Below are 20,584 nucleotides of genomic sequence, written 5' to 3' on the forward strand. Positions count from 1 at the left end.
CGTGCTGTAATTCCAGAACTAAATGAGAGGCCCGAGAAAGAGAAAATGGTGTATACCTATCACATACCGGGCCTGATAAGCTTCGCGATGCCATTATACGGTGAGGGGGTATCGTTTATTCATTCCCCTGTCCTTCGGGCAGAGGGCAACGCGGTGAAGGACGGACGAAGAGAGAGTGGTAAAACACCAGGAGCAGCGCCAACCAGTGGCGAAACCCATGACAAACTACGATACGCTTGATCTCACAAATATACACGACTTGCGAAACCTCCTCTACGCACACAATATGCGTCCAAATAAGTCTTTTGGTCAGAATTTCCTTATAAATCGTTCTGTGCTTGAGAAGATTGTCGAGGCGGCAGAGGTCAACGCGCAAGATGAAATTCTTGAGGTTGGGGCAGGAACCGGAGTGCTGACACGCGAACTGGCGAAGGTGGCACATCGGGTAGTAGCGGTCGAACTAGAACGCGATATGCTGGCACTGCTTGACAAGACAGTAGGAAACACCTCCAACGTAGAGCTTGTCGAGAAAAACCTGCTCTTCATCGATCCTACAGACTATTTTGAGCACAGACCCTACAAACTGGTCGCGAACCTGCCTTATTATATTACCGCGCCAACCTTCCGTCACTTTCTAGAGAGCACAAATGCTCCCCAACTATTAGTTGTGATGGTCCAATGGGAAGTGGCTCAACGCATCGTTGCAGAGCCAGGTGATTTGAGCCTGCTAGGAGTAAGCATTCAGTTCTACGGAACGCCACGCATCGTCGCCAGGGTTCCTGCTCAATCCTTTTATCCCGCACCAAAAGTTGATTCGGCCATTTTACGGATCGATGTCAACGATGAGGTTCCATTGACGTTGGAGGAACGCAATCGCTTCTTTCGCGTTGTACAAGCAGGCTTCGCGGCAAAGCGCAAACAACTACACAACTCACTAACCCATGCCTTGCACTACAAAAATGAGATCATTCGTGAGTGCCTTATGGAGGCGGGCATTGAGCCTAGCAGGCGTGCTGAGATGTTAAGTATTGAGGAGTGGATAAAGTTGTGGAGGCAAATCGAGGCCACACGCAACATTTCCTCGTAGGTATGCTATTATACGAAAAGCTATTACTCCTTAAAATACAAGGATATGAACACTCAAGCACCTCAGCGTTAGCCACATAATAGGCTGTCATGTCTTCGCATGAAGGCGGGGGTTTTGTATCAGATCTTAGTGTGTTAAGAACTCTATTTTGGAAGAAGAAGTAGCGAAATCTATGTCGACACAGGAGCAGTTCTGCGAGAACTGTGGAGCAGCGAATGCGGCTACGGCGCACTTCTGCCAATATTGTGCCAAAGCATTACCATTCCGGCACACCACAGGGTCGCTACCCGAACAAACCTTGCTCAGTGGGCGTTACCAGCTTGAAACGCTAATAGGCAAGGGTGGGATGGGCGCGGTCTATAAAGCCCTGGATACACGGTTCAATAATCGCACCATCGCCATCAAGGAGATGAGCAAGGCAGGCCTCTCAGACACAAGCGCACAAGAGGCTGAAGATGCCTTCGAGCGAGAAGCGCTCCTGCTTGCGGACCTCCTACACCCCAATCTTCCTCGCATCTATGACCACTTTAGCGAGAATGAACGCTCCTACCTGGTCATGGATTTTATTGAGGGTCGCTCTATAGAGGATGATGTAGAGAAAGCCGGTGGGAAGCCACTCCCATTTGATGATGTCTTAGACTGGGGCAAGCAACTCTGTGATGTTCTAGGGTATCTACATCAACATCAGCCGCCCATCATTTTTCGTGACCTCAAGCCCTCGAATGTGATGATCAATGGCAACCACATCTACCTGATTGATTTTGGAATCGCACGTGTCTTCAAGCCGGGGCAATCCCATGACACAGTCGCGCTCGGGTCACCGGGCTTTGCCGCGCCCGAACAGTATGGCAAGGCTCAAAGCACGCCCCGCTCGGATATCTATAGCCTGGGCGCGCTCTTACATAGTTTACTCACCGGGGTCGATCCCAGCGAACAACCCTTCTTCTTCAGACCCGCTTCAGCCCTTAATCCACAGGTTCCACCAGAATTAGAGGACCTGCTCGAACGCATGCTACAAATGGATGCAGATAAACGCCCTGCCAGCACGCAAGAAGTACTGGATGTGCTACGCTACATTGAGCAGCAACGTATCAGCGGTACACTAAGTCAGCCTGCGATAAATATAGTAGGTAAAACTAGCATTCCCTCAGGGATGACTGGCACCTATACCAAAACCACCTCTTCAGCGCCTGAGACCAGCCAACTCTTACAGGACGCCTATAAACTCTATGCGCAGCGTCGGGTTCCAGAAGCGCTCGCCCTGTATGACCGGGTCATCAAGACTGATTCACTCAATGCTCAGGCATGGCAGGGGCGAGGGCTAACCCAGGCTCTCAACGGACAACATCGCGAGGCCTTGAAGTCCTTTGACCGCGCCCTACAACTTGATCCCGATCTAGTGACCTCCTTAAACGGCAAGGGGGTAGCCCTCAATCGTATGCGCCACAATCGCGACGCGCTGTCTGCCTTCGATCGAGCTATACTGTTGGAGCCTGGGAATGCCGTAGCCTGGAATGGCAAGGGCGCGGCCCTCAGTGCTCTCGGTCTGACAGATCAAGCCCTTAATGCCTTTGATACGGCCTTGAGCTTTGACTCCGGAATGGCGCTGGCATGGAGCAACAAGAGTCTGGTACTACGCCAGATGAAGCATTACAGTGAGGCCTTCCAGGCAGCAGAGAAGTCTCTAAGCCTGGAACCGAACTCAGCGCTGAACTGGAACAGCAAGGGCTTGATTCTTTTCGAGATGGGGCAACTGCGTGAGTCATATCAGGCCTATCAGGAGGCCATCAGGCGCGATCCGCGCTTCGCTCCGGCCCTCTATGGTCTGGGGAATGTGCTCTACGCTCAGCAGAAGTTCAAGCTCGCGCTGGACAATTATGATCGAGCGTTACAATGTGATCCTAACTACGTCAAAGTGTGGGAACGACGCGGACAAATTTTGCAAGATCTGGGCAACTATCGCAAAGCGCTGGAATCCTATGAGCGCGCGACACAGCTTGATCCCATGTTCGCTCCCGCCTGGGTAGGCAAAGGAGCAGTTCTCAGTCGCATGGAGCGCTATGATCTCGCCTTGACTGCGTATGACGAGGCGCTCCGCCGTAATCCCAACCTCCCGGCAGCACTCAATGGAAGAGGTAATTCGCTGTACCGCCTGGGAAATTATAGCGCGGCCTTGCTCGCGTACGATGGAGCACTCAAAGCCAATCCGCGCATGGTTTCGGCCCTGCACAACAAGTCTCTGATACTCAAACTATTAGGGCGCTATAACGAAGCTCTCCAGGCCGCCGAGGCCGCCATCAGCCTCGCCCCAGGTGATCCAGACAACTGGTTACGTAAGGCCGAAGCGCTCCGCAAACTCTATCGCAAGAAGGATGCTCGCGCCGCCGAAGCTGAAGCTGCACGCCTGCGCGGCATGTAACGGCAGATAGAAAGGCGCAGACCTCTTCTTTATGGCGAACATAAAGAAGAGGTCTGCGCCTTTCTCAAAGAGATAACAAATCTTAACTCAGCTTACGAGCAATATGGTTTTCGATGACAGCCTTGCCATCCACGAATCCCGAAATGCTGTCCGCAGAAATGGTATAGGCTTTATGCCCATTGGACGCGAGGGTAATACCACTCAGGCGCATCGCCGCCGGAGGATTGAGCGCCAGCACAACCTCACTAATGGTCCCTAGCTCCTCGTCCTTCTCACTAAAGACAGGCTGCCCGATGAGATCCTGGCTTTGAGGTAAGGGAGGAAGTGCCTTGATAAGCATGTTCTCATTCTCTATTATGACCTTGTCCAGTTCAATGGCTTTAATGCCACGCACAGGGAGAGCATAGTCTCCATTGACATGTGTGTGCACACGGAGAGCATAGACAGCATTAGTTCCCTCTTTAAAGAAAAAGTCGACAACAGAGCCAACAGATTTGCCTAATTTAGGGATATAGACGACAAGGTTGCGCAGGTCAGACCAATTTCTACTCATATTGTTCTGCATAAGTTATAGGTACTCCTTGGTAGGATTGAGTAAAGATAATGCAAGCAGCGAGAGGAGTATAACTTCTCGTGTTCTGGTTCATTATACACTTTGCCAGAGGTAAAGGTAACCATATTTATGTAGACCGCGACCAAAGGGATATGGAGAATGGTTTACCCCCTACGACAAGGAAAACACTAAAATAGTCCTGGGTCAGGAGAATGATGGAATTGAATTATACTATCCGAGCATCTATAATTAGCATGGGTTTTGGCTTAAGAAATCAGCAGAATAGATAATGGAATACATAGATTGATACAAAGGGGCTGCGATGACGGAGAATGGAAGCGAACTCATAGGCACAACACTGGGTAACTATACCCTGGAGAAATTAATTGGCAAAGGGGGGATGAGCGCCGTTTACCTGGTGCAGCAGAAGCGGCCCGCAAGGTCAGTAGCGATTAAAGTCCTGCGCACAGAAGCAAAAAATCAGGCCAATTACGCCGCTTTCCTGGCACGCTTCCAGCGCGAGGCCGACATCATCGCCAAGCTGGAACATATTAATATCATTCCTATCTATGAATATGGAGAACAGGATCAGCAAGCCTACCTTGTGATGCCTTATATAAGCGGTGGCAGCCTGAGTAGTCTGCTAGCCAAACAGGGACGCCTGGGAGTCCATCAGGCGCTCAATTTCATGTCACAAGCGGCCTCAGCTCTCGACTATGCGCATAGCCAACATGTAATCCATCGCGATTTGAAACCGAGTAACTTCCTACTCTATCCTGATGGAAGACTCGTACTGGCAGACTTTGGTATTGCCCGACTGACCGAAGAGGTTGAGGATGGGGAGCACACGACATTAACCACCGCTGGCACAATTCTTGGCACACCCGCCTATATGTCACCTGAAGCCTTGCGTGGCGAAGCAGTCGATGGGCGAGCCGACATCTACGCGCTCGGCGTGGTCTTTTACCAGATGCTAAGCGGTGAGATCCCCTTTAAGGGTGAGAGCCATTTCGCCATAGTTGATAAGCACCTGCATGAAACGTTCCCACCTCTTTATGGCGTTCACCCTGAAATTCCGCTCGCGGCAGATGCTGTGCTCGCGAAAGCAACCGCCAAGGACAAACATGAGCGCTATCCCACGACGGGCGAGTTCGTCAAAGCGCTGCGCGAAGCCGTCGAAAATTCGGAAGCAGCCACCACAATACGATCCATGCCAGATAGCACGCTGCCAACGCAACTGGCGAGTGCCTCGGCCCTGAAGGACACACCACAGAGCGAGGAGAGCAAGCCCCCTACTCCAGTAGAATTTGCGCAACCATATACACCACAGCATCCACCGTACCCTTACCCTACCAATCAGCCGCCAGCCCATCCTGGCTCATGGCAGGGAATACCACAGCAAGGCGCACACAATGGATGGTACCAGACAAACACCGATCCTAATCAAAAACGAGAGGGAGGCTGGCCTCTGGCTCTGAAAATCATTCCTAGCCTGATGATCCTCGCAGCCATAGTTATTATCAGCTTACAGGTCATGGGAGCCTTCGCGCAAAAGCCAACAGCTTCCCAAAACAACGATGGGAGCACACAAACAAACGCTACCACGCCTACAACACAGCCTACGCCAACCAGTACCCCTCTCCCACACCCTCGCTAGTTCAACAGGCGCACAACGTCGTCAAGACGTACTATGATAGCTTAAACAAGCGCAACTATCGGCGCGCCTATGACCAACTCTCACCCAGATTCCAGAATAGCCTGGATTACGATACCTTCGCGGGCGGTTATGCGAATGTCCAGCGCCAGGATGTGACCTTTATCAGCGAAAATCTCAATAGTGATGGCTCCGCGACGGTAGCTGTTCATCTCGTGATTCGTGAAACAAATGATCAGGGTGGCGTTGATACTAAAAACATGAACTGGACAGGGATAATAATTCAACAAGAGGACGGAAGCTGGAAAATCGATAGCGCTCTGTTTAGCTAAACAGAGCGCTATCGATTTTCCAACATGAAGCCCATCTCTAATAAGATTTGAGCAATTTTTAAGATTCTTTCAAGAAAGTGTTGACAAATCTCCAGAGGGGTGCTATTATACACCATGTCAATCGGAACCGCTTGTATGCGCAGGCGAACCGGTGGTTATTGCGAAGAGGGTACACCCGTTCCCATCCCGAACACGGTAGTTAAGCTCTTCAGCCCTGACGATACTTTGGGGGCAGCCCCACGGGAAAATAAGACACCGCCGTTTCACCCGCTCACACAGGCGGTTTTTTGTGGTCATTTGAAATAAAAAGAGGGCTTTATGGAAGAACTGAGTATTGGCGAGGTCGCCAAAAGCGTTGGCATACGAGCCTCAGCCATTCGCTACTACGAAAGCATACAGCTCTTACCGGAGCCACGCAGGGTCAGTGGACAGCGACGCTATGATCAGAGCACAATCGATACCCTGAAATTTATTCAAACCGCTCGCCACCTGGGATTTACCCTGACAGAAATACAGTCCCTTCTTGAAGAACAACGAAAAGAGCAGGCTCCCCTCTCCACAAGGTGGCAGGCGCTGGTCTACCACAAACTTGATGAAATCCAGAGCATCATTACGAGAGCTCACACCCTCCAACGCCTCTTGACCCTGGGTCAGAATTGTAGTTGCTCCAACCTGGAGGAATGCATCGATTGTGTGCTCACCAACTGCCAGGGATAGATATCAGATCTCCTCCGCTGAGGATAATATATATTTATAATGCCTGCGGTCGTAGCGTTAATAGACCTCTCTCCATTGCTATTGCGACAGCAGAGGCACGTGAATCTACTCCCAATTTAAAGTAAATATTCGCCAAGTGAGTTTTAACTGTTGGCTCGCTGATATTCAAAGATGTAGCGATCTCCTTATTGCGTTCGCCCAGAGCAACACGTCGAAGTATCCCTAACTCACGTTTAGTCAGACCCACGCTCTCCTTATACACTTCCACCGACGGCGTGGGAGTTGGCTGGCTGGACGTGGATATATGCTGGAGTAGAGCACATAAGATAGCAGGCTGAAGTAACGCCTCACCACGTATAGCAGCATGAAGCGCTTGGACGATAGCAGCGCAACTAGTTTGGAAAGAAATGCAAGTAGTTACGCCAGCGCGCATATACTCCACTAGCTTTGGCGCATTACTCTCCTGAAGTTCGAATCCGACGATAACGAGGTCAGGCCATTCCCCATGAATTAGTGCTAGCGTCTTTAGTAAGGCAGGTGTGAGATTGTGCAAATCTAGAAGCAGTATATCTGGTCGCAGTTCTCCTACCAGGCGGGCAGTCTCGGAAAGAGATATAGCAATGCCCAGAACCTTTATACTGGAACAACTCGCGAGCATGGAATACAAACCTTCTTGAATAACTGGGTGCGCACTGGCGATGAGCAGGCGCAAAGGCTTGGAGGAAGCGTCGTTCATCGTGTAATCCCTTAATATATGTTGTTGCTTTAATCTTATATATATACATATCATAGCAAAAATATTTAGCTAGAAGCCAGGAAGACAAAGCCATACTAAAATTCTCTGTACTACATGAAGCTCTACCACCCCAAGAGCGCGTATAATCGGGTTACTTTCGCCCTAAAGGGCCGAAGAAGCGATAAACTTTATCAATTTAATGGATATTTCTTGGAAATATCTTCATCTTGAGCGTGAATACCCCTTGCCAGATCGCAGAAAATACGCTACAATACCCCTGTCAAATGAGCGTGTAACTCAGTGGTAGAGTATCCGACTTTTAATCGGGTTGCCGTGGGTTCGAGTCCCACCACGCTCATTATTTTTATTTTTGCGACACGCTTCTAGAGATACAGAATCTTTCTCCATCTTCACAAAGACACATTGAGCATGGAGGCTCTCAACTCTTTCCAATACCTGTTATAAAGTTTTTTCTCCATAATCCGTATGCATTTTAGCTTTGTAGTCTTGTTGGGCTAAGGGAAACGTGGTACACTACAATACAAGCAAAATGCTGTACCACATAGTGAGACGCTAAAACCGTGCCTCGCGAACACAAGAAGTGGAAGAGGGGCGCGACCGCGCTAGCAGGAGGCGGTGTCTGAGCAAGCATAGCTTGCGTGAGGCACTGAATAGAAGTGACGAAACGGATATTAGTTGTCGACGACAGGAATGAGCTGTTGCACCTGATGCGCCGCGTCCTTGAAGACGAGCAGTATCAGGTCTCCATCCTGCAAGAAGGAAAGGACGCGGTTGAACGCGTCAAAAGCCAGTTACCCGATCTTCTCATCCTCGATCTTAAACTGGGCGATATTTCTGGTCAGGATATTCTTAAGCAGCTCAAAAGCGATCACGTGACTGGCGATATTCCAGTGATCGTTTATACAGCGGCTGTTCTGGAAGCTGATGAGGTCTCAAAGCTGATTGAGAGCGACCCTAAACTCTACAATGGGGTCTTCCTCTTACGCAAGCCATTTGAACTTCAGGTCCTTCTCGACAAAGTAGAAGAACTACTCGAAAAGACCGAAACCGGTCACTAATCAGCTTTCAAGTGTAGAGATGCCAACTCTCAAGGGAACCTCTCAGACGACTGGTATCTCCGCATCTAATCATAGGCATTCCTGGTCAAATCCGCGTCTAAATGCATGTGTCATACGATATACAATATATAGGTTTTGACACGCCATTCATCACGCTACATCTCTCGCTATTGGCGAGCGCCAGTAGAGAAAGGAAATTCGCATGAAATTTGTCACAGGACTGTTACTAGGACTCGGCATTGGCATTGGCATTGGCCTGCTTGTTGCACCTCAATCCGGTGAAGCGACACGTGCTCAGCTCAGTGAGCAAGGCATCTTACTGCGTTCGGGATCATTAGGCGATGATGTGCGCACTCGGGCACAGGAAGCCATTGCTCAGGGCCGTCAGCTCTACAGCCGCACGAAAGAGGAGCTAACCGATCGCTACACGCAAGCTCGTTCCGGTAACCTCTAAGCACAGAATAGAGAGGGATAGAGCAGGGAGAGATTATCCATCCTCTCTGCTCTATCCCTCTCTGTCATTCTCTTCTATTGGCGCTCATAGAGTTTGAGTAGTTGCTCCACCTTGCTACCAATCTCATGCCAAATATGGTGCTGATAATCCAGCATACGAGCCTGATTCAGATCGAACGCGCGATTACCTGGGTCCTTCTCAGCATTCACACTAAACTGTTGCGACAACGCGAGCGTTTTATCTCCACGCCCATGCAGATACGTCGCTAGCTCATGCAAATCTTTCAGCAGAGCTTGATACTTCTCTTCAGTATTTGCCATATTTATTTCTTCCCTTGTTGTGGTGGCGGATCAATCTCTAAAGCATCCGCGAATCTATTAAAGAAATTGAACATGCCAATCACAGTTGTTATTTCCACAATCTCGCCGTCATCAAAATGGTATTGTAGTGCATCCCACAACTCTTCACTGATATCACGCGCGCTCGTCGTCATAATTTCAGCGTAGCTTAGAGCAACCAGTTCACGTTCGCTGAAGAGGTGGCGATGACGATCAATATGGAAGAGCGCGTCTAATAGCTCTTCCTCAACCCCTAGCTGCCTTGCCAAGGCAGTATGAGCAGCCATTCAATATGAGCAGTGGTTGACCTGGGAGACACGAATCGCCAATAACTCTTTCAACTTTGGCTCAACTGTTCCGCCACGCATAGCCGCCTCAAGCATTTGCAGTGCAGGCTGCATGATCTCTGGACGATGAGCCATAACACGAAACAGCGTCTCCATGGTCTCCCCGCCTGGCGTCTTCTCAAGACGAATTCTATTGTCAGGAGGTATTCGCGACATCCTCTATAAACCCTCTTCTTCCTCTAGTAGTACCACTAACGCTGTGCATTCTATCACATTCTATCAGCTACACGGTATCTGAGTTTGACACCCTAACCCCTGGTTGCTTAGAATTAGGATGTCCTCCAAAGGATAGAGATTCAATCAAGGAGAAATCTGGCGAGTGAACGTACAACTGAATCCCGAAGAGGTGGCAATTGTCGCTTCTACACATATTGGCATCATTGGTGGTGGTCAATTAGGACTTATGATCAGCGAAGCTGGCCGCGCGATGGGCTATGGGGAACTTACTGTGCTGGATCCCACAGCTCAGGCTCCCGCATCAGCCGTAGCGCGCCAGATCATGGGGGGATTGAAAGATCCTCAGGCACTCCGTGAGCTGGCACAGCAGAGCGATATCCTGACCTATGAGATTGAGCATATTAATACTGAGGCACTTGAGCAGCTTCAGGCGGATGGCTATACCATTTATCCATCGCCACAAATCCTGGCTATCATTCAGAATAAATATCGCCAGAAAGAGTTCCTGGATCAGCACGCTATTCCTGTTGCCCCTTTCCGCTCTGTTGAGTCGCGAGCCGATATTGAGGAACTGGCGCGAACCTGGGGCTACCCTCTGGTCCTCAAGGCCAAGAAAGATGCCTACGATGGTCGTGGCAACGCGCGTATCAACGCCCCAGAGGATATCGAGACAGCCCTTGCCAAATTGGCGGGACGTGAGTTGTACGTCGAGCAGTGCCTGGATCTGAAAAAAGAACTGGGTCTCATGATTGCGCGCAACGCACGTGGCGAGATCTCTGCCCACCCAGTCGTAGAAATGATTCATGAGCGTGATATCTGTCAGACAGTACTGGCGCCTGCACCTATCGACCCACGCCTGCTGGAGGAGGCGCAAGCGATAGCACATAAAGCTATCGCGCACCTCAACGCTATTGGAATCTTTGGTGTTGAGCTGTTTCTGGATAAAGCGGGGAAACTCTGGCTCAATGAGATCGCACCCCGTCCACATAACCTCGGCCATTATACCATTGAGGCTTGCCAGACCTCGCAGTTTGAGCAACATCTGCGCGCCATCACCAATCTCGCCCTTGGAGACACCAGTATGCGCTATCCCGCCGCAGTCATGATCAACATTCTAGGAGAGCGCAACGGTCCCGCCGAAGTTCGCTGGCAGAAACACTTTGATACCACCTGCATCTTCGTCCATCTCTACGGAAAACGTGAGACCCGTGTTGATCGCAAGATGGGGCATATCACTGTTGTTGGCGAGACACTCGATGAGGTCCATCAACTAGCGCAAGAGGTTCGCGCCTCCCTCTCCATTTAGGACAAGAACTATCAAGAATCATCTATCCACAAACCTGAACTCGCCAGCGTTAACCGCAACCCCCATGCGGGGGCACGGTAGTGACGTTGGTCTTCACATAAAACCGAAACAGGAAAGTAATATGCAACAGAAGCAGCCACTAAAGGATGTGCGTGACGCGCTCAATCTGACAGAAGATCATGGTGTCCTCGTCTCATCAGAGGGCGTAGGAGATCAGGCCATAGGTGAGCCCAAAGTGCTCATCACTATGGGCAGTGACTCAGACCTACCCTTGATGATGAAGGCCGTCAACACGCTATGCAACGAATTTGGTATTCCCTGCCTGGTACAAATCAACTCTGTACATCGCGACCTGCGAGCCGCAATACAACACATTGAGCATTTACCCGCCTCTATCCAGGTCATCATTGCCTGCGCGGGTGGCGCGGCTCATCTACCTGGTAACATCGCGGATCTCCGGGCAGATCTTCCTGTTATTGGTGTACCACGCGACCTCGGTGCGCTTAAGGGTATCGACGCGCTACTCTCCATGGTTCAGATGCCAGAGGGCGCTCCCGTCGCGGTCATGGCAATTGGCGATGCTGGCGCGGTCAATGCCGCCATTCACGCGGCCAAAGAAGTAGCAATCGGCGATCCCACGATCCGCGAGCGCCTGCAAGCCTATGCGGAGAAGCGCAAAGGGAAGGTCAAACGCCAGAACGAGACTCTGGAGCAGAAACTCAGAAATGAGCGGCCTTCTTAGAATCCAGTAATACAGCAGGGCTGATAAGACTTGAACCCTACCATATATAAAACACAAGCCATCAGCCCTGTATTTTCCCCACCATTTTCTCACTTATTCATTGGGTCAAGCCTTCTGATGATGTTGTCGCGACAACTCTTTCACGATCATCTTCACCCTCTTTTGTGAGATTTTGAAAAAGAGGGAGAAAAAGTGTTGACAAATCCCCAAGGGGATGCTATTATACACCATGTCAATCGGAACCGCTTGTATGCGCAGGCGAACCGGTGGTTATTGCGAAGAGGGTACACCCGTTCCCATCCCGAACACGGTAGTTAAGCTCTTCAGCCCTGACGATACTTTGGGGGCAGCCCCACGGGAAAATAAGACACCGCCGTTTCGCCCGCTCACATGGGCGGTTCCTTTATGTCTCCCTATCGGAGCAAGGAAACATGGGCAAGGGCAGCTGGCTGCAAACACCATCCCCTAGATTATGTTTAGCTTGACCATTTTTCCTATTTGCTATACTTTTCCACAAGTTTTCCACGAAGTTTTCCACAATTTCAGGCAGCTGCACGCAAAAATGCTAGCAGTAAGGGATGAATCTTCTGTCGCAGAGCATAGAGTTCCGGCTGGTAGAGGGTAGCGAAAAAGAAGGGATGTCCAGGCAACTCTATCGCGTGCACTTCTCCACTCCTATCAAAACCACTGATACGCAATCCGTCGTACTCAATCAGATCACGACAACGCGGATCAAGACCAAACTCACAACGACCATATTCCTCTACTGTTTCATCGGCACCATATATCTGGCTGATAGATGAACTTGGTATAAAATTGACTCGGCGCGAGAGATAAGAGAGTGAATGGAGCAGAGGAGAGATCAGTGGAAGCGGAGTCAAAGGATTATGCTCTCCATGATCAGCTTCGGGTAGGCTTAAGACATGTTGAGCATATTCAATAAGCGTATAATGAAAACCCAGACAAGTCCCTAGAAAGGGTATCCAGAGTTCGCGTGCCAGACGAATGGCATGTATAACCCCGCGAGGTTGCACATATGCGTCAGCAGATACACACCAAAGGGCATTGAACGTCGCAAGCTCACTCCAGGTAGCGAATTCTAATAGCGATGTGGGAAGCCAGTGAGCCTCAACCTGTAGAGCCAGCAAGTGTGCCGCGTTCTCCAAAGCCTGTATAATTGTCTGATGCGCTAGCGTATCATCCCGACCATCACCTATCAGCCCGATACGTACAATGTCATCCATGCAAAGACCCTTTCTCACATCAATAACGTATAAAGGATAGGTAAAACGGCGCAGGCTTACCCACTCATCGCGTACTCTCATTGAGGCTGCATGTTCTATTGTATGCCAAAAAAGGTGAGAAATGGAAGAGAGGTACGCTTGTGCCATCAGTTATGACGCAAGCGTACCTCTCTTGTCAAAAAGCTCTATATTTTACCAGCGGAAGACATATCCAACGCCACGGACGGTCTGGATAAGCTTAGGGTTAGCTGGATCTTCCTCTAGCTTCTCCCGTAGCCAGCGCACATGTACATCGACTGTACGTGTATCACCGACATAATCATAACCCCATACATTATGTAACAGTTGATCTCTCGTCAGTACAGTGCCACGATTGCGCACCAGATAAGTAAGTAGCTCGAATTGCTTCGGCTGAAGTTCGATCTCTTGTCCACGACAATGAACCTGGCGTCCCGCCTCGTCAATACGCAACGGTCCGGCAACCAACTCTCGATTCGAGGGCCTCCGCTCAGGAGCAGCCTCAAATCGATTTTCATCTTCGTCCGCTGGCACATAATCAGAGCGGCGTAGAAGGGCCCGAATACGCGCCAGGAGTTCTCTACGGCCAAAGGGTTTGGTCACATAATCGTCCGCGCCAACCTCTAAACCCACAACTTTGTCGATCTCATCGCCTTTAGCAGTCAACATCAGGATCGGAGTCGTCGCGGTCCTGTTCTCGCGTCGCAATTGGCGGCACACTTCAAGACCATCCATCCCTGGCAGCATGACATCCAGCACAATCAGGTCAGGACGTTCGCTACGCGCAGCCTCCAAAGCACTGTTACCGTCAGCTACTGTGATGACATGGTATCCTGACTGCTCCAAATTATAAGCAATTGTCTCTGCCAGGACCGCTTCATCATCTACTACCAGGATTTTGCGTGCCACTCCATATCCTCCATAGTCTCCTGAACACAGGCTATTTCCATTGCCTCAGCACGGCGCCCCACAATTAACAAAGCCACCAGCCACATAGGAAACCACGCCCAAATTGCCATAGAATACCTCTCAACGCGAGAGAAGGTAATGACTAGCCGAAGCGACCGCTAATATAGTCTTCGGTTTCTTTCTTCTGTGGGCGCTCAAAGATATCCTTGGTTGGCCCTTGCTCTACTAGCTTACCACTCAAGAAGAAGCCCGTAAAGTGAGAGACACGTGCTGCTTGCTGCATATTGTGCGTCACGATGACGATGGTATAATCCTTCACCAGTTCGGTGATCAGCTCTTCAATTTTTAAGGTCGCGATAGGGTCCAGAGCCGAGCAAGGCTCATCCATCAAGAGCACCTCTGGTTGAACCGCGAGAGCTCTGGCAATACAAAGACGCTGCTGCTGACCGCCTGAGAGACCCAACGCCGAGGTATTGAGACGGTCCTTTACCTCATCCCAAAGGGCTGCACCACGCAGGCTCTTCTCAACCATCTCTTTGATGGCGCGGTTGGATTTGCCCTGCACACGAAGACCATAGGCAACATTTTCAAAGATGGACTTAGGGAAAGGATTGGCCTTCTGGAACACCATGCCAATGCGCTGACGTAGCAACACCACATCAGTCTTAGCAGCGTATATATTCTCCTCGCCAAACTTAGCCATTCCATCGACCTTTGTGCCTGGAATCAGGTCATTCATGCGATTTAACGTACGCAAGAAGGTAGATTTACCACAACCGGAAGGGCCAATCAGTGCTGTGACCTGGCAATTGCGGATTGGCAGTGAGACATCAAACAGAGCTTGCTTCTTTCCATAGTAGAAGTTAAGACCCTGCACATCAATTTCGATATCGGCATGGGTATTCAGCGTTTGTTCACGTTGAAGTTCCGTTCGCTGTGCCTCATTATCAGGTAAGTTCTCTATGCGAACTTCACCATTCTCCCACGCCCGATCATATGTTTGCTGCCCAGTTCTCACGCCCCCTGACTGATACTGGCTGCTCTGTTCCTCTGTTGACATAGTTCCCTCTTTATCTCCTTCTCGATATTCACTCTCTTGCAGTAGCATATTCCGGCCATGCTTCAGGGATATGTGCGTTCCTCATACCGATGTATCTTTAGCCTCTCCGCTCCTGGGAGCATAAGAGAGGTAGTGGGCACGCAATGCGTGCCCAACAAGAGTTAGGATAACTCATATTCTTTGTGTAACGGAATGGACTCATCTACAATTAAACGATCCTCTACAACGACCAACCGAATGTAGCGACCGGCCAGCGCTTTGCTGATGAAGTAGGGCCGTCCCTCATAGGAGATATGCCCACTACGTGCTACTTTGCGCGAGAAGATGCTTGCACCCCGGGGCAAATTAACTCTCTCGCCACCAAATGAAGAGTTTACTGCTATCGAGTTCATAGATCGTTTCACCCTTGTTCTGCAAGCGGCACCCTTCTAGATGAGTACCATGCATGTACGTTCATTATGCCGCCATTACCCGGCGCTGGATCATACGCCCAACACCTCTGGCAAGCAAATTGATGACTAACAAGACGATTATCAGGAGGGCAGCAGAGCCAGACGAGATCGCTGAAGAATCTGCCGCTGTCAGGCCAACTATCGAACCTGCGCCCTGTGTCTTGATGTACCACAGATGGATCGTCAATGTATCGCTTGGTATAGAGGGATCAAGCGAGAAAACGCTCGCAGGGCTCGATACCCCCATGGTATATACCAGAGCGGCTGTCTCGCCAATGATCTTACCAGCGCTCAATATGAGACCCGTAATCAGGCCAGGCAACGCAGAAGGCAACACCACTTTGCGAATCGTCAGCCAGCGAGTTGTACCCAATGCCAGACTTCCCTCGCGCAGGTCGCGCGGTACCGACATCAATGCATCTTCGAACAGGCGAAACGCCTGGGGGAAATTCAGGCACAGGAGTGTCAACGCACCACTCAGGCGGCTGATATGGAATCCAAGAAAGGCGCTAAAGAAGACAAAACCAAATAGACCCAGCACGATTGACGGCACACCTGCCAGCGTCTCTGCGGCAAAGCGAATGCTCGCCACCAGCCTCCCCTGTGGAGCGTATTCGACCGTGTAGATCGCCGCTGCCAAAGCAATAGGGAAGAGGAACACTTCTGAAAGTATGAGTATATAAAAGGTATTGAAAATCTGCCTGCCAACACCGTTATCCGCGAACGAGTAGAATGCAGGGTTAATAAGATACCCAAAGCCCTGCAAAAAGAGGATGACGATGATGGCGATAAAGAGGAGCGTAATGAGCCCCGCCAGTGCCCAGAGCACTCCGAGCGCGACACGATTCCCCCTGTGTAGCTTTTGCGCGATTCGTGTCAGCTCCCCCAGTCGGCTGCCTTGCCGCTCTTGTTTGCGCCCAATTGCCTGTGTGCTCATTTATAGACACTCCTACTAGCCAGGTAACGGCTCACACAGATGAACAAGAGTGAAATGACCAGGAGAAGGAAGGCTAGGGACCAGTACGCATCCTGCGCCAAGCCAGAGGTCTCACCAAAGTCATTCAGGATCGCACGCGTGATATTCGAGGATGGTGAGAAAAAGAGTGATTGAAGATTATAGAGCTTATCTGGTAATGTCTCTCCACCTAAAACCATCGCGACTGCGAGCGTCTCGCCAATAGCGCGTGCCATGCCAAGCACAACTGCCGTCGCCAGACCAGAGGCTGCCGCCGGAATAACCGCTTTCGCCATCATCTGCCAGCGAGTTGATCCCAGAGCCAGGCTTGCTTCACGCACACCGGCCGGAACCGCTTTCACCGCGTCTATTGATACGCTGATAATGGTGGGCATAATCATAACAACCAGGACCACTATGGCCGCGCCATAACCGTATCCAAGCGTCTTTGTAATCTGGCTCAACCAGGGAATCAAGATAGTCAGGCCCAGGAAGCCAATAACCACCGAAGGCATTCCCGTGAAAATCTCCAACAATGGCTGGAGGATACGCGAGAGCCAGCGCGGCGTAATCTCCGCCATAAAGAGTGCCATCGCGAACGAAAGCGGGGTAGCGATCAACACAGAAACCAGGGTAATGAAGATCGAACCCAGAATAAGCCCCCATGCGCCATACGCCGGTACATCACTATTGCCCGCCGTTGGATCCCAATGAGTACTGGTAAAGAACTCACCGATGCTAGAACCGCCGGGCAGATAGAAGACCTTGAAAGCCTTGGAACCGACGAAGTAAAAAACGCCGACAATAATGGCGACGATCAGAATGGCGCAAATGAGGAAGACAATATGCGCGATCTGGTCTGAGACACGCATCATTCGCGCTCTCTGCACACCTATCCTCCTTGACTAAGGTCTTAGACGAAAACCAATCCTCACTTGAGAGGCAAACACCGCCATTGTGGCAAGCGCTCAGGCTTTCGAATACGGACTATTTCATATGGCAATAGAAAGGTTGGATCGCCCTAGCCTGGTTCCAGGATGAGGGCGATCCAGGGTTTTACTTACTTGGCATGTGTGGTAAGAATGTCCTGGGGAACATCTTTGATTTTGACAAACTTCAGGCTCTCAGCAGCCTGGTTGGCATCGTCGCTGAACATGTAGTCGAGGAAAGCCTTGGCAAGATCCTTGGCCTCACCCTTGGTGTACATGTGCTCGATGTTCCAGAATTTGTAAGCGTTGGTTTTGACGTTGTCAGCATTCGCCTCTTTGCCATCGATGGTAAGGATCTTCACCTTGCCAGCGTCAGCAGCGGTCTGTGAAGCGGAGAGAGCAGCATAACCAATCGCGCCCTTTGTCTGTTGGATGGTCTGCACAACGGTACCAGTGCTGTCCTCGGTCAGGTTAGTGGACTTCGCTGGGCTCTCGTTCTTGTTGTCCAGCACGAACTTCTTGAAGGTCGCGCGGGTACCGGAAGAGGTAGGGCGGCTCACAACAACGATTGGCTCGTCGGCGCCACCAACTTCTTTCCAGTTGGTAATTTTACCGGTGTAGATGTCGATGAGGTTAGCGGTGGTCAGGTCCTTCGCGGTCACATCAGGGCTAACGATCATGGTGAAGATTACGATAGCAACCTGGTGGTCAACTAGGTCTCCCTGGGTGGTGTCAGCGAAGACGTCGGAGTTACCGATCTGGGAGGTGCCATTCTCGGCATCAGAGAGGCCTTTTTTGCTGCCGCCGGGCAGGACCGAGATTTTCGCGCCAGAGCACTTGGCCTGGTACTTTTTCGCAACCTGGTCAACGTAAGGCTGTAACGCGGTCGAACCGCTTGCTGTGATCGTGCCAGAAACGCAATTGAGCTGACCAGTTCCCTCAACGGGAGTCTGCGTAGCTGAGGTGTTAGTGTTACTCGCGTCGCCGGTGTCGCCACCGCAGGCTGAAATAAGCATTGATAACGCTACAATAGCGAGAAGTACAAGCGCCACGCGCCATTTCTTCAACATAGTATCTCCTACAAATGATACGAACCAAAATATCCTATCTCTCGCCGGAGGCTAGAACGGGTTTTCCCATTCTTCTCCCCGACCCCTTTTGCTGTCGCATCCATACAATAGCATTGCAGAATTAACTATGCTTTATAGATAGGTTAAGGCATGTTAATAGATTGTTAAACTTTCCCATAGGATAGGTTTACATAAAGTCAATACCATAGCCAAAATATATTATAAAATCGCATAGAAAGCCGATAAAAGCAAAATAACTCTACCTTAACATAAAATGCAAAATAAAATAGAGAGTGAGACCGCGGCCCAAGCTTGGGCCGCGGTCTCACTCTCTATTCCATATATGAACATGCTCGCTTAGCGATCATTACCATTCTGGGTTGAGGACTGGCTCTCGCTTTTGCCCTTTTCGGACTCATTATAGCCGCCACTGCCAAAGAGAATGCTCTGGGCCTCTTCGTCGCGTCCATCAGGGCGCACAGAGACAACAATATGCCCAGACTTGAACTCATCCTCGTAGTACGTCGCCTTTTCCTGAGGAACGCCTAGTTTCATAAAATCCTGTGACAAACTGTCCACCTGACTCTTCTGTGGAATGGCTACTCCTATCTGGTCATGAGCAAAGTTTTGCTTGCGTAATTCATCCACGGCCACCTTTGCCTGGTTCTCATTCTGAAAGACACCAGCAACTATCGGCGTCTGCTGCGGATTGGGATTCTGGTATGTACTCACGTTTATCCTCCTTCCGTATCATGCGCGCCGTTCTATAAGCGCTCGCAAGCATGAGTATTCTTTTCTTGTACACGGATGAGAACGCAAAAAGGTGACAAATGGTATCTTAAGGGAGGACTCTAGGAGAATGATACCGAAATATCCATAACGATCTAAGAAAATAGAGAATTTATGCGGCTTTGAAAAAAGAGGGAGAAAAAGTGTTGACAAATCCCCAAGGGGATGCTATTATACACCATGTCAATCGGAACCGCTTGTATGCGCAGGCGAACCGGTGGTTATTGCGAAGAGGGTACACCCGTTCCCATCCCGAACACGGTAGTTAAGCTCTTCAGCCCTGACGATACTTTGGGGGCAGCCCCACGGGAAAATAAGACACCGCCGTTTCACCCGCTCACACAGGCGGTTTTTATATGTTATATGATCCAATGAGAAGGCGCGGCAGTTTTCGTAACTGCCGCGCCTTCTCTGGCTTTCACACTATACAAGCCCTACATAGGCATGTAGCAGGGCCTGCAAAAGTTATGTGCGTCGTATTTGCGGATTAGAATGAGCCAGTATTCACAAACTTCTCAGCCATATCACCAATGACAGGCAGCTTGAACATCTTACCCTGGAAGGCATTGATGAGTTGGATGAGCCAGCCAACAAAGAATGCAAGCGAGATCAGGCCTGTCAAGCAGCTAAAGAGTACTGCGACACTGCTAGGCATAAATGAAGTCATGATGTTCAAGAGGATAGACAGTACAGTAAAGCCACCTGAGAGCAGGATAGACTGCATCGCGAAGAAGCGCACAAAACGATTTTGCTTCTCGATCAGGAAGAAGACCAGACCACTAACCCAACCAAAGACACAAGCCAGACCGGCAGCTACATTTGGCTGCATATTGATCGTCATAGGCTCGCCAGAACCGGGCTGTCCATAACCCTGCTGGCCCGGCTGGCCATAAGGCTGTTGATAACCCTGCTGGCCCGGCTGGCCATAAGGCTGTTGATAACCCTGCTGGCCCGGCTGGCCATAAGGCTGTTGATAGCCTTCCTGACCAGGTTGCTGATAGCCTGGCTGTTGACCGCTATATGGATCGCTGCCTTGCTGTGGATAGCCACTCCCATACTCGGGATTGGGCTGCTGTTGATTCGGATCGTAATAACTCATGACAACAATTCCTCTCTTCAAGCAATTTATAAATCCAATCAGGGAAAAGCCCGGTATTAATTTTGTTCCCTTGATTGTATCGCAACTCTGGCCTGTATAGCAATGCTCCCTGGTTGCG

General features: G+C 50.3%; 23 protein-coding genes, 1 tRNA gene and 3 rRNA genes. 12 read left to right on the top strand and 15 right to left on the bottom strand.

The window, feature by feature from the left end; translation table 11 throughout:
- Nucleotides 1-175: 175 nt before the first annotated feature.
- Both rsmA and K3T82_RS11270 read left to right on the top strand, forming a co-directional pair.
- Nucleotides 176-1,087 carry a 16S rRNA (adenine(1518)-N(6)/adenine(1519)-N(6))-dimethyltransferase RsmA gene (rsmA, locus tag K3T82_RS11265; RefSeq protein WP_220193561.1) on the top strand — a complete coding sequence of 304 codons (912 nt, stop codon included), beginning with the start codon at nt 176-178 and terminating at the stop codon, nt 1,085-1,087.
- Nucleotides 1,088-1,259: 172 nt separating this feature from the next.
- Nucleotides 1,260-3,506 (top strand): tetratricopeptide repeat protein, encoded by a 2,247-nt coding sequence (locus K3T82_RS11270; protein ID WP_220193562.1) that lies wholly within the window; start codon nt 1,260-1,262, stop codon nt 3,504-3,506.
- An 82-nt stretch (nt 3,507-3,588) separates the two neighbouring features.
- Here the strand turns inward: K3T82_RS11270 and K3T82_RS11275 are convergent, their stop codons facing one another.
- Nucleotides 3,589-4,071, bottom strand: coding sequence for a PRC-barrel domain-containing protein (locus K3T82_RS11275; RefSeq protein ID WP_220193563.1), 483 nt, complete (start codon nt 4,069-4,071; stop codon nt 3,589-3,591).
- A 310-nt stretch (nt 4,072-4,381) separates the two neighbouring features.
- On the opposite strand from K3T82_RS11275, the gene K3T82_RS11280 reads away from it, so the two are divergent.
- Nucleotides 4,382-5,716: a serine/threonine protein kinase gene (locus K3T82_RS11280; RefSeq protein ID WP_220193564.1), complete on the top strand. Its 1,335-nt coding sequence runs from the start codon at nt 4,382-4,384 to the stop codon at nt 5,714-5,716.
- Between the two features lie 80 nt (nt 5,717-5,796).
- On the opposite strand, the gene K3T82_RS49060 is transcribed toward K3T82_RS11280, so the two are convergent.
- Nucleotides 5,797-5,925: a hypothetical protein gene (locus tag K3T82_RS49060; protein ID WP_268886628.1), complete on the bottom strand. Its 129-nt coding sequence runs from the start codon at nt 5,923-5,925 to the stop codon at nt 5,797-5,799.
- Nucleotides 5,926-6,192: 267 nt separating this feature from the next.
- Between K3T82_RS49060 and rrf (K3T82_RS11285) the strand changes: the two genes are divergently transcribed.
- A 5S ribosomal RNA gene (rrf, locus tag K3T82_RS11285) occupies nt 6,193-6,309 on the top strand.
- Nucleotides 6,310-6,363: 54 nt separating this feature from the next.
- Nucleotides 6,364-6,762, top strand: a complete 399-nt coding sequence (locus tag K3T82_RS11290) for a MerR family transcriptional regulator (RefSeq protein ID WP_220193565.1) — start codon at nt 6,364-6,366, stop codon at nt 6,760-6,762.
- A gap of 34 nt (nt 6,763-6,796) precedes the next feature.
- Here K3T82_RS11290 and K3T82_RS11295 read toward each other — a convergent pair whose 3' ends face one another.
- Nucleotides 6,797-7,498: a response regulator transcription factor gene (locus tag K3T82_RS11295; protein WP_220193566.1), complete on the bottom strand. Its 702-nt coding sequence runs from the start codon at nt 7,496-7,498 to the stop codon at nt 6,797-6,799.
- A 286-nt stretch (nt 7,499-7,784) separates the two neighbouring features.
- Between K3T82_RS11295 and K3T82_RS11300 the strand changes: the two genes are divergently transcribed.
- The 3 genes from K3T82_RS11300 (at nt 7,785) to K3T82_RS11310 (ending at nt 9,031) form a co-directional block, all read left to right on the top strand.
- Nucleotides 7,785-7,856, top strand: a tRNA-Lys gene (locus K3T82_RS11300).
- Between the two features lie 319 nt (nt 7,857-8,175).
- On the top strand, nt 8,176-8,577 hold the full coding sequence (locus K3T82_RS11305) for a response regulator (RefSeq protein WP_220193567.1): 402 nt from the start codon (nt 8,176-8,178) through the stop codon (nt 8,575-8,577).
- Nucleotides 8,578-8,779: 202 nt separating this feature from the next.
- On the top strand, nt 8,780-9,031 hold the full coding sequence (locus K3T82_RS11310) for a YtxH domain-containing protein (RefSeq protein ID WP_220193568.1): 252 nt from the start codon (nt 8,780-8,782) through the stop codon (nt 9,029-9,031).
- A gap of 74 nt (nt 9,032-9,105) precedes the next feature.
- On the opposite strand, the gene K3T82_RS11315 is transcribed toward K3T82_RS11310, so the two are convergent.
- The 3 genes from K3T82_RS11315 to K3T82_RS11325 are packed head-to-tail and all read right to left on the bottom strand — an operon-like array spanning nt 9,106 to nt 9,872.
- Complete coding sequence (locus tag K3T82_RS11315) at nt 9,106-9,351, bottom strand: hypothetical protein (RefSeq protein WP_220193569.1); 246 nt, start codon at nt 9,349-9,351, stop codon at nt 9,106-9,108.
- A gap of 2 nt (nt 9,352-9,353) precedes the next feature.
- Nucleotides 9,354-9,638 carry a carboxymuconolactone decarboxylase family protein gene (locus K3T82_RS11320; protein ID WP_220193570.1) on the bottom strand — a complete coding sequence of 95 codons (285 nt, stop codon included), beginning with the start codon at nt 9,636-9,638 and terminating at the stop codon, nt 9,354-9,356.
- An 18-nt stretch (nt 9,639-9,656) separates the two neighbouring features.
- The gene (locus tag K3T82_RS11325; RefSeq protein WP_220193571.1) at nt 9,657-9,872 is read right to left on the bottom strand and encodes a carboxymuconolactone decarboxylase family protein; all 216 of its coding nucleotides are present in this window, start codon (nt 9,870-9,872) and stop codon (nt 9,657-9,659) included.
- Nucleotides 9,873-10,035: 163 nt separating this feature from the next.
- Here K3T82_RS11325 and K3T82_RS11330 point away from each other — a divergent pair, with 163 nt between their 5' ends.
- The 3 genes from K3T82_RS11330 to rrf (K3T82_RS11340) all read left to right on the top strand — a co-directional run bounded on the left by K3T82_RS11330 (nt 10,036) and on the right by rrf (K3T82_RS11340) (nt 12,320).
- Nucleotides 10,036-11,199 carry a 5-(carboxyamino)imidazole ribonucleotide synthase gene (locus tag K3T82_RS11330; protein ID WP_220193572.1) on the top strand — a complete coding sequence of 388 codons (1,164 nt, stop codon included), beginning with the start codon at nt 10,036-10,038 and terminating at the stop codon, nt 11,197-11,199.
- 121 nt (nt 11,200-11,320) lie between these two features.
- Nucleotides 11,321-11,941, top strand: coding sequence for a 5-(carboxyamino)imidazole ribonucleotide mutase (locus tag K3T82_RS11335; RefSeq protein ID WP_220193573.1), 621 nt, complete (start codon nt 11,321-11,323; stop codon nt 11,939-11,941).
- A 262-nt stretch (nt 11,942-12,203) separates the two neighbouring features.
- Nucleotides 12,204-12,320: ribosomal RNA gene (rrf, locus tag K3T82_RS11340) — 5S ribosomal RNA — on the top strand.
- A gap of 163 nt (nt 12,321-12,483) precedes the next feature.
- On the opposite strand, the gene K3T82_RS11345 is transcribed toward rrf (K3T82_RS11340), so the two are convergent.
- The 8 genes from K3T82_RS11345 to K3T82_RS11380 all read right to left on the bottom strand — a co-directional run bounded on the left by K3T82_RS11345 (nt 12,484) and on the right by K3T82_RS11380 (nt 19,310).
- Complete coding sequence (locus tag K3T82_RS11345; RefSeq protein ID WP_220193574.1) at nt 12,484-13,185, bottom strand: glutamine amidotransferase-related protein; 702 nt, start codon at nt 13,183-13,185, stop codon at nt 12,484-12,486.
- 192 nt (nt 13,186-13,377) lie between these two features.
- On the bottom strand, nt 13,378-14,112 hold the full coding sequence (locus K3T82_RS11350; RefSeq protein WP_220193575.1) for a response regulator transcription factor: 735 nt from the start codon (nt 14,110-14,112) through the stop codon (nt 13,378-13,380).
- 142 nt (nt 14,113-14,254) lie between these two features.
- Nucleotides 14,255-15,172 (bottom strand): phosphate ABC transporter ATP-binding protein PstB, encoded by a 918-nt coding sequence (pstB, locus tag K3T82_RS11355; RefSeq protein WP_220193576.1) that lies wholly within the window; start codon nt 15,170-15,172, stop codon nt 14,255-14,257.
- Nucleotides 15,173-15,333: 161 nt separating this feature from the next.
- On the bottom strand, nt 15,334-15,564 hold the full coding sequence (locus K3T82_RS11360) for a hypothetical protein (RefSeq protein WP_220193577.1): 231 nt from the start codon (nt 15,562-15,564) through the stop codon (nt 15,334-15,336).
- Nucleotides 15,565-15,628: 64 nt separating this feature from the next.
- Nucleotides 15,629-16,561 (bottom strand): phosphate ABC transporter permease PstA, encoded by a 933-nt coding sequence (gene pstA / locus K3T82_RS11365; RefSeq protein WP_220193578.1) that lies wholly within the window; start codon nt 16,559-16,561, stop codon nt 15,629-15,631.
- Complete coding sequence (gene pstC, locus K3T82_RS11370) at nt 16,558-17,469, bottom strand: phosphate ABC transporter permease subunit PstC (protein ID WP_220193579.1); 912 nt, start codon at nt 17,467-17,469, stop codon at nt 16,558-16,560. The genes pstA and pstC overlap by 4 nt, the downstream gene beginning before the upstream one ends.
- Nucleotides 17,470-17,639: 170 nt before the next feature.
- Nucleotides 17,640-18,578, bottom strand: a complete 939-nt coding sequence (locus tag K3T82_RS11375) for a phosphate ABC transporter substrate-binding protein (protein ID WP_220193580.1) — start codon at nt 18,576-18,578, stop codon at nt 17,640-17,642.
- A gap of 357 nt (nt 18,579-18,935) precedes the next feature.
- The gene (locus tag K3T82_RS11380; RefSeq protein ID WP_220193581.1) at nt 18,936-19,310 is read right to left on the bottom strand and encodes a hypothetical protein; all 375 of its coding nucleotides are present in this window, start codon (nt 19,308-19,310) and stop codon (nt 18,936-18,938) included.
- A 270-nt stretch (nt 19,311-19,580) separates the two neighbouring features.
- Between K3T82_RS11380 and rrf (K3T82_RS11385) the strand changes: the two genes are divergently transcribed.
- Nucleotides 19,581-19,697: ribosomal RNA gene (rrf, locus tag K3T82_RS11385) — 5S ribosomal RNA — on the top strand.
- 157 nt (nt 19,698-19,854) lie between these two features.
- Here rrf (K3T82_RS11385) and K3T82_RS11390 read toward each other — a convergent pair.
- The gene (locus K3T82_RS11390) at nt 19,855-20,466 is read right to left on the bottom strand and encodes a DUF4870 domain-containing protein (protein ID WP_220193582.1); all 612 of its coding nucleotides are present in this window, start codon (nt 20,464-20,466) and stop codon (nt 19,855-19,857) included.
- Nucleotides 20,467-20,584 lie beyond the last annotated feature (118 nt).

The sequence above is a fragment of the Ktedonospora formicarum genome (assembly GCF_016587355.1).
GTDB classification, from domain to species: domain Bacteria; phylum Chloroflexota; class Ktedonobacteria; order Ktedonobacterales; family Ktedonobacteraceae; genus Ktedonobacter; species Ktedonobacter formicarum.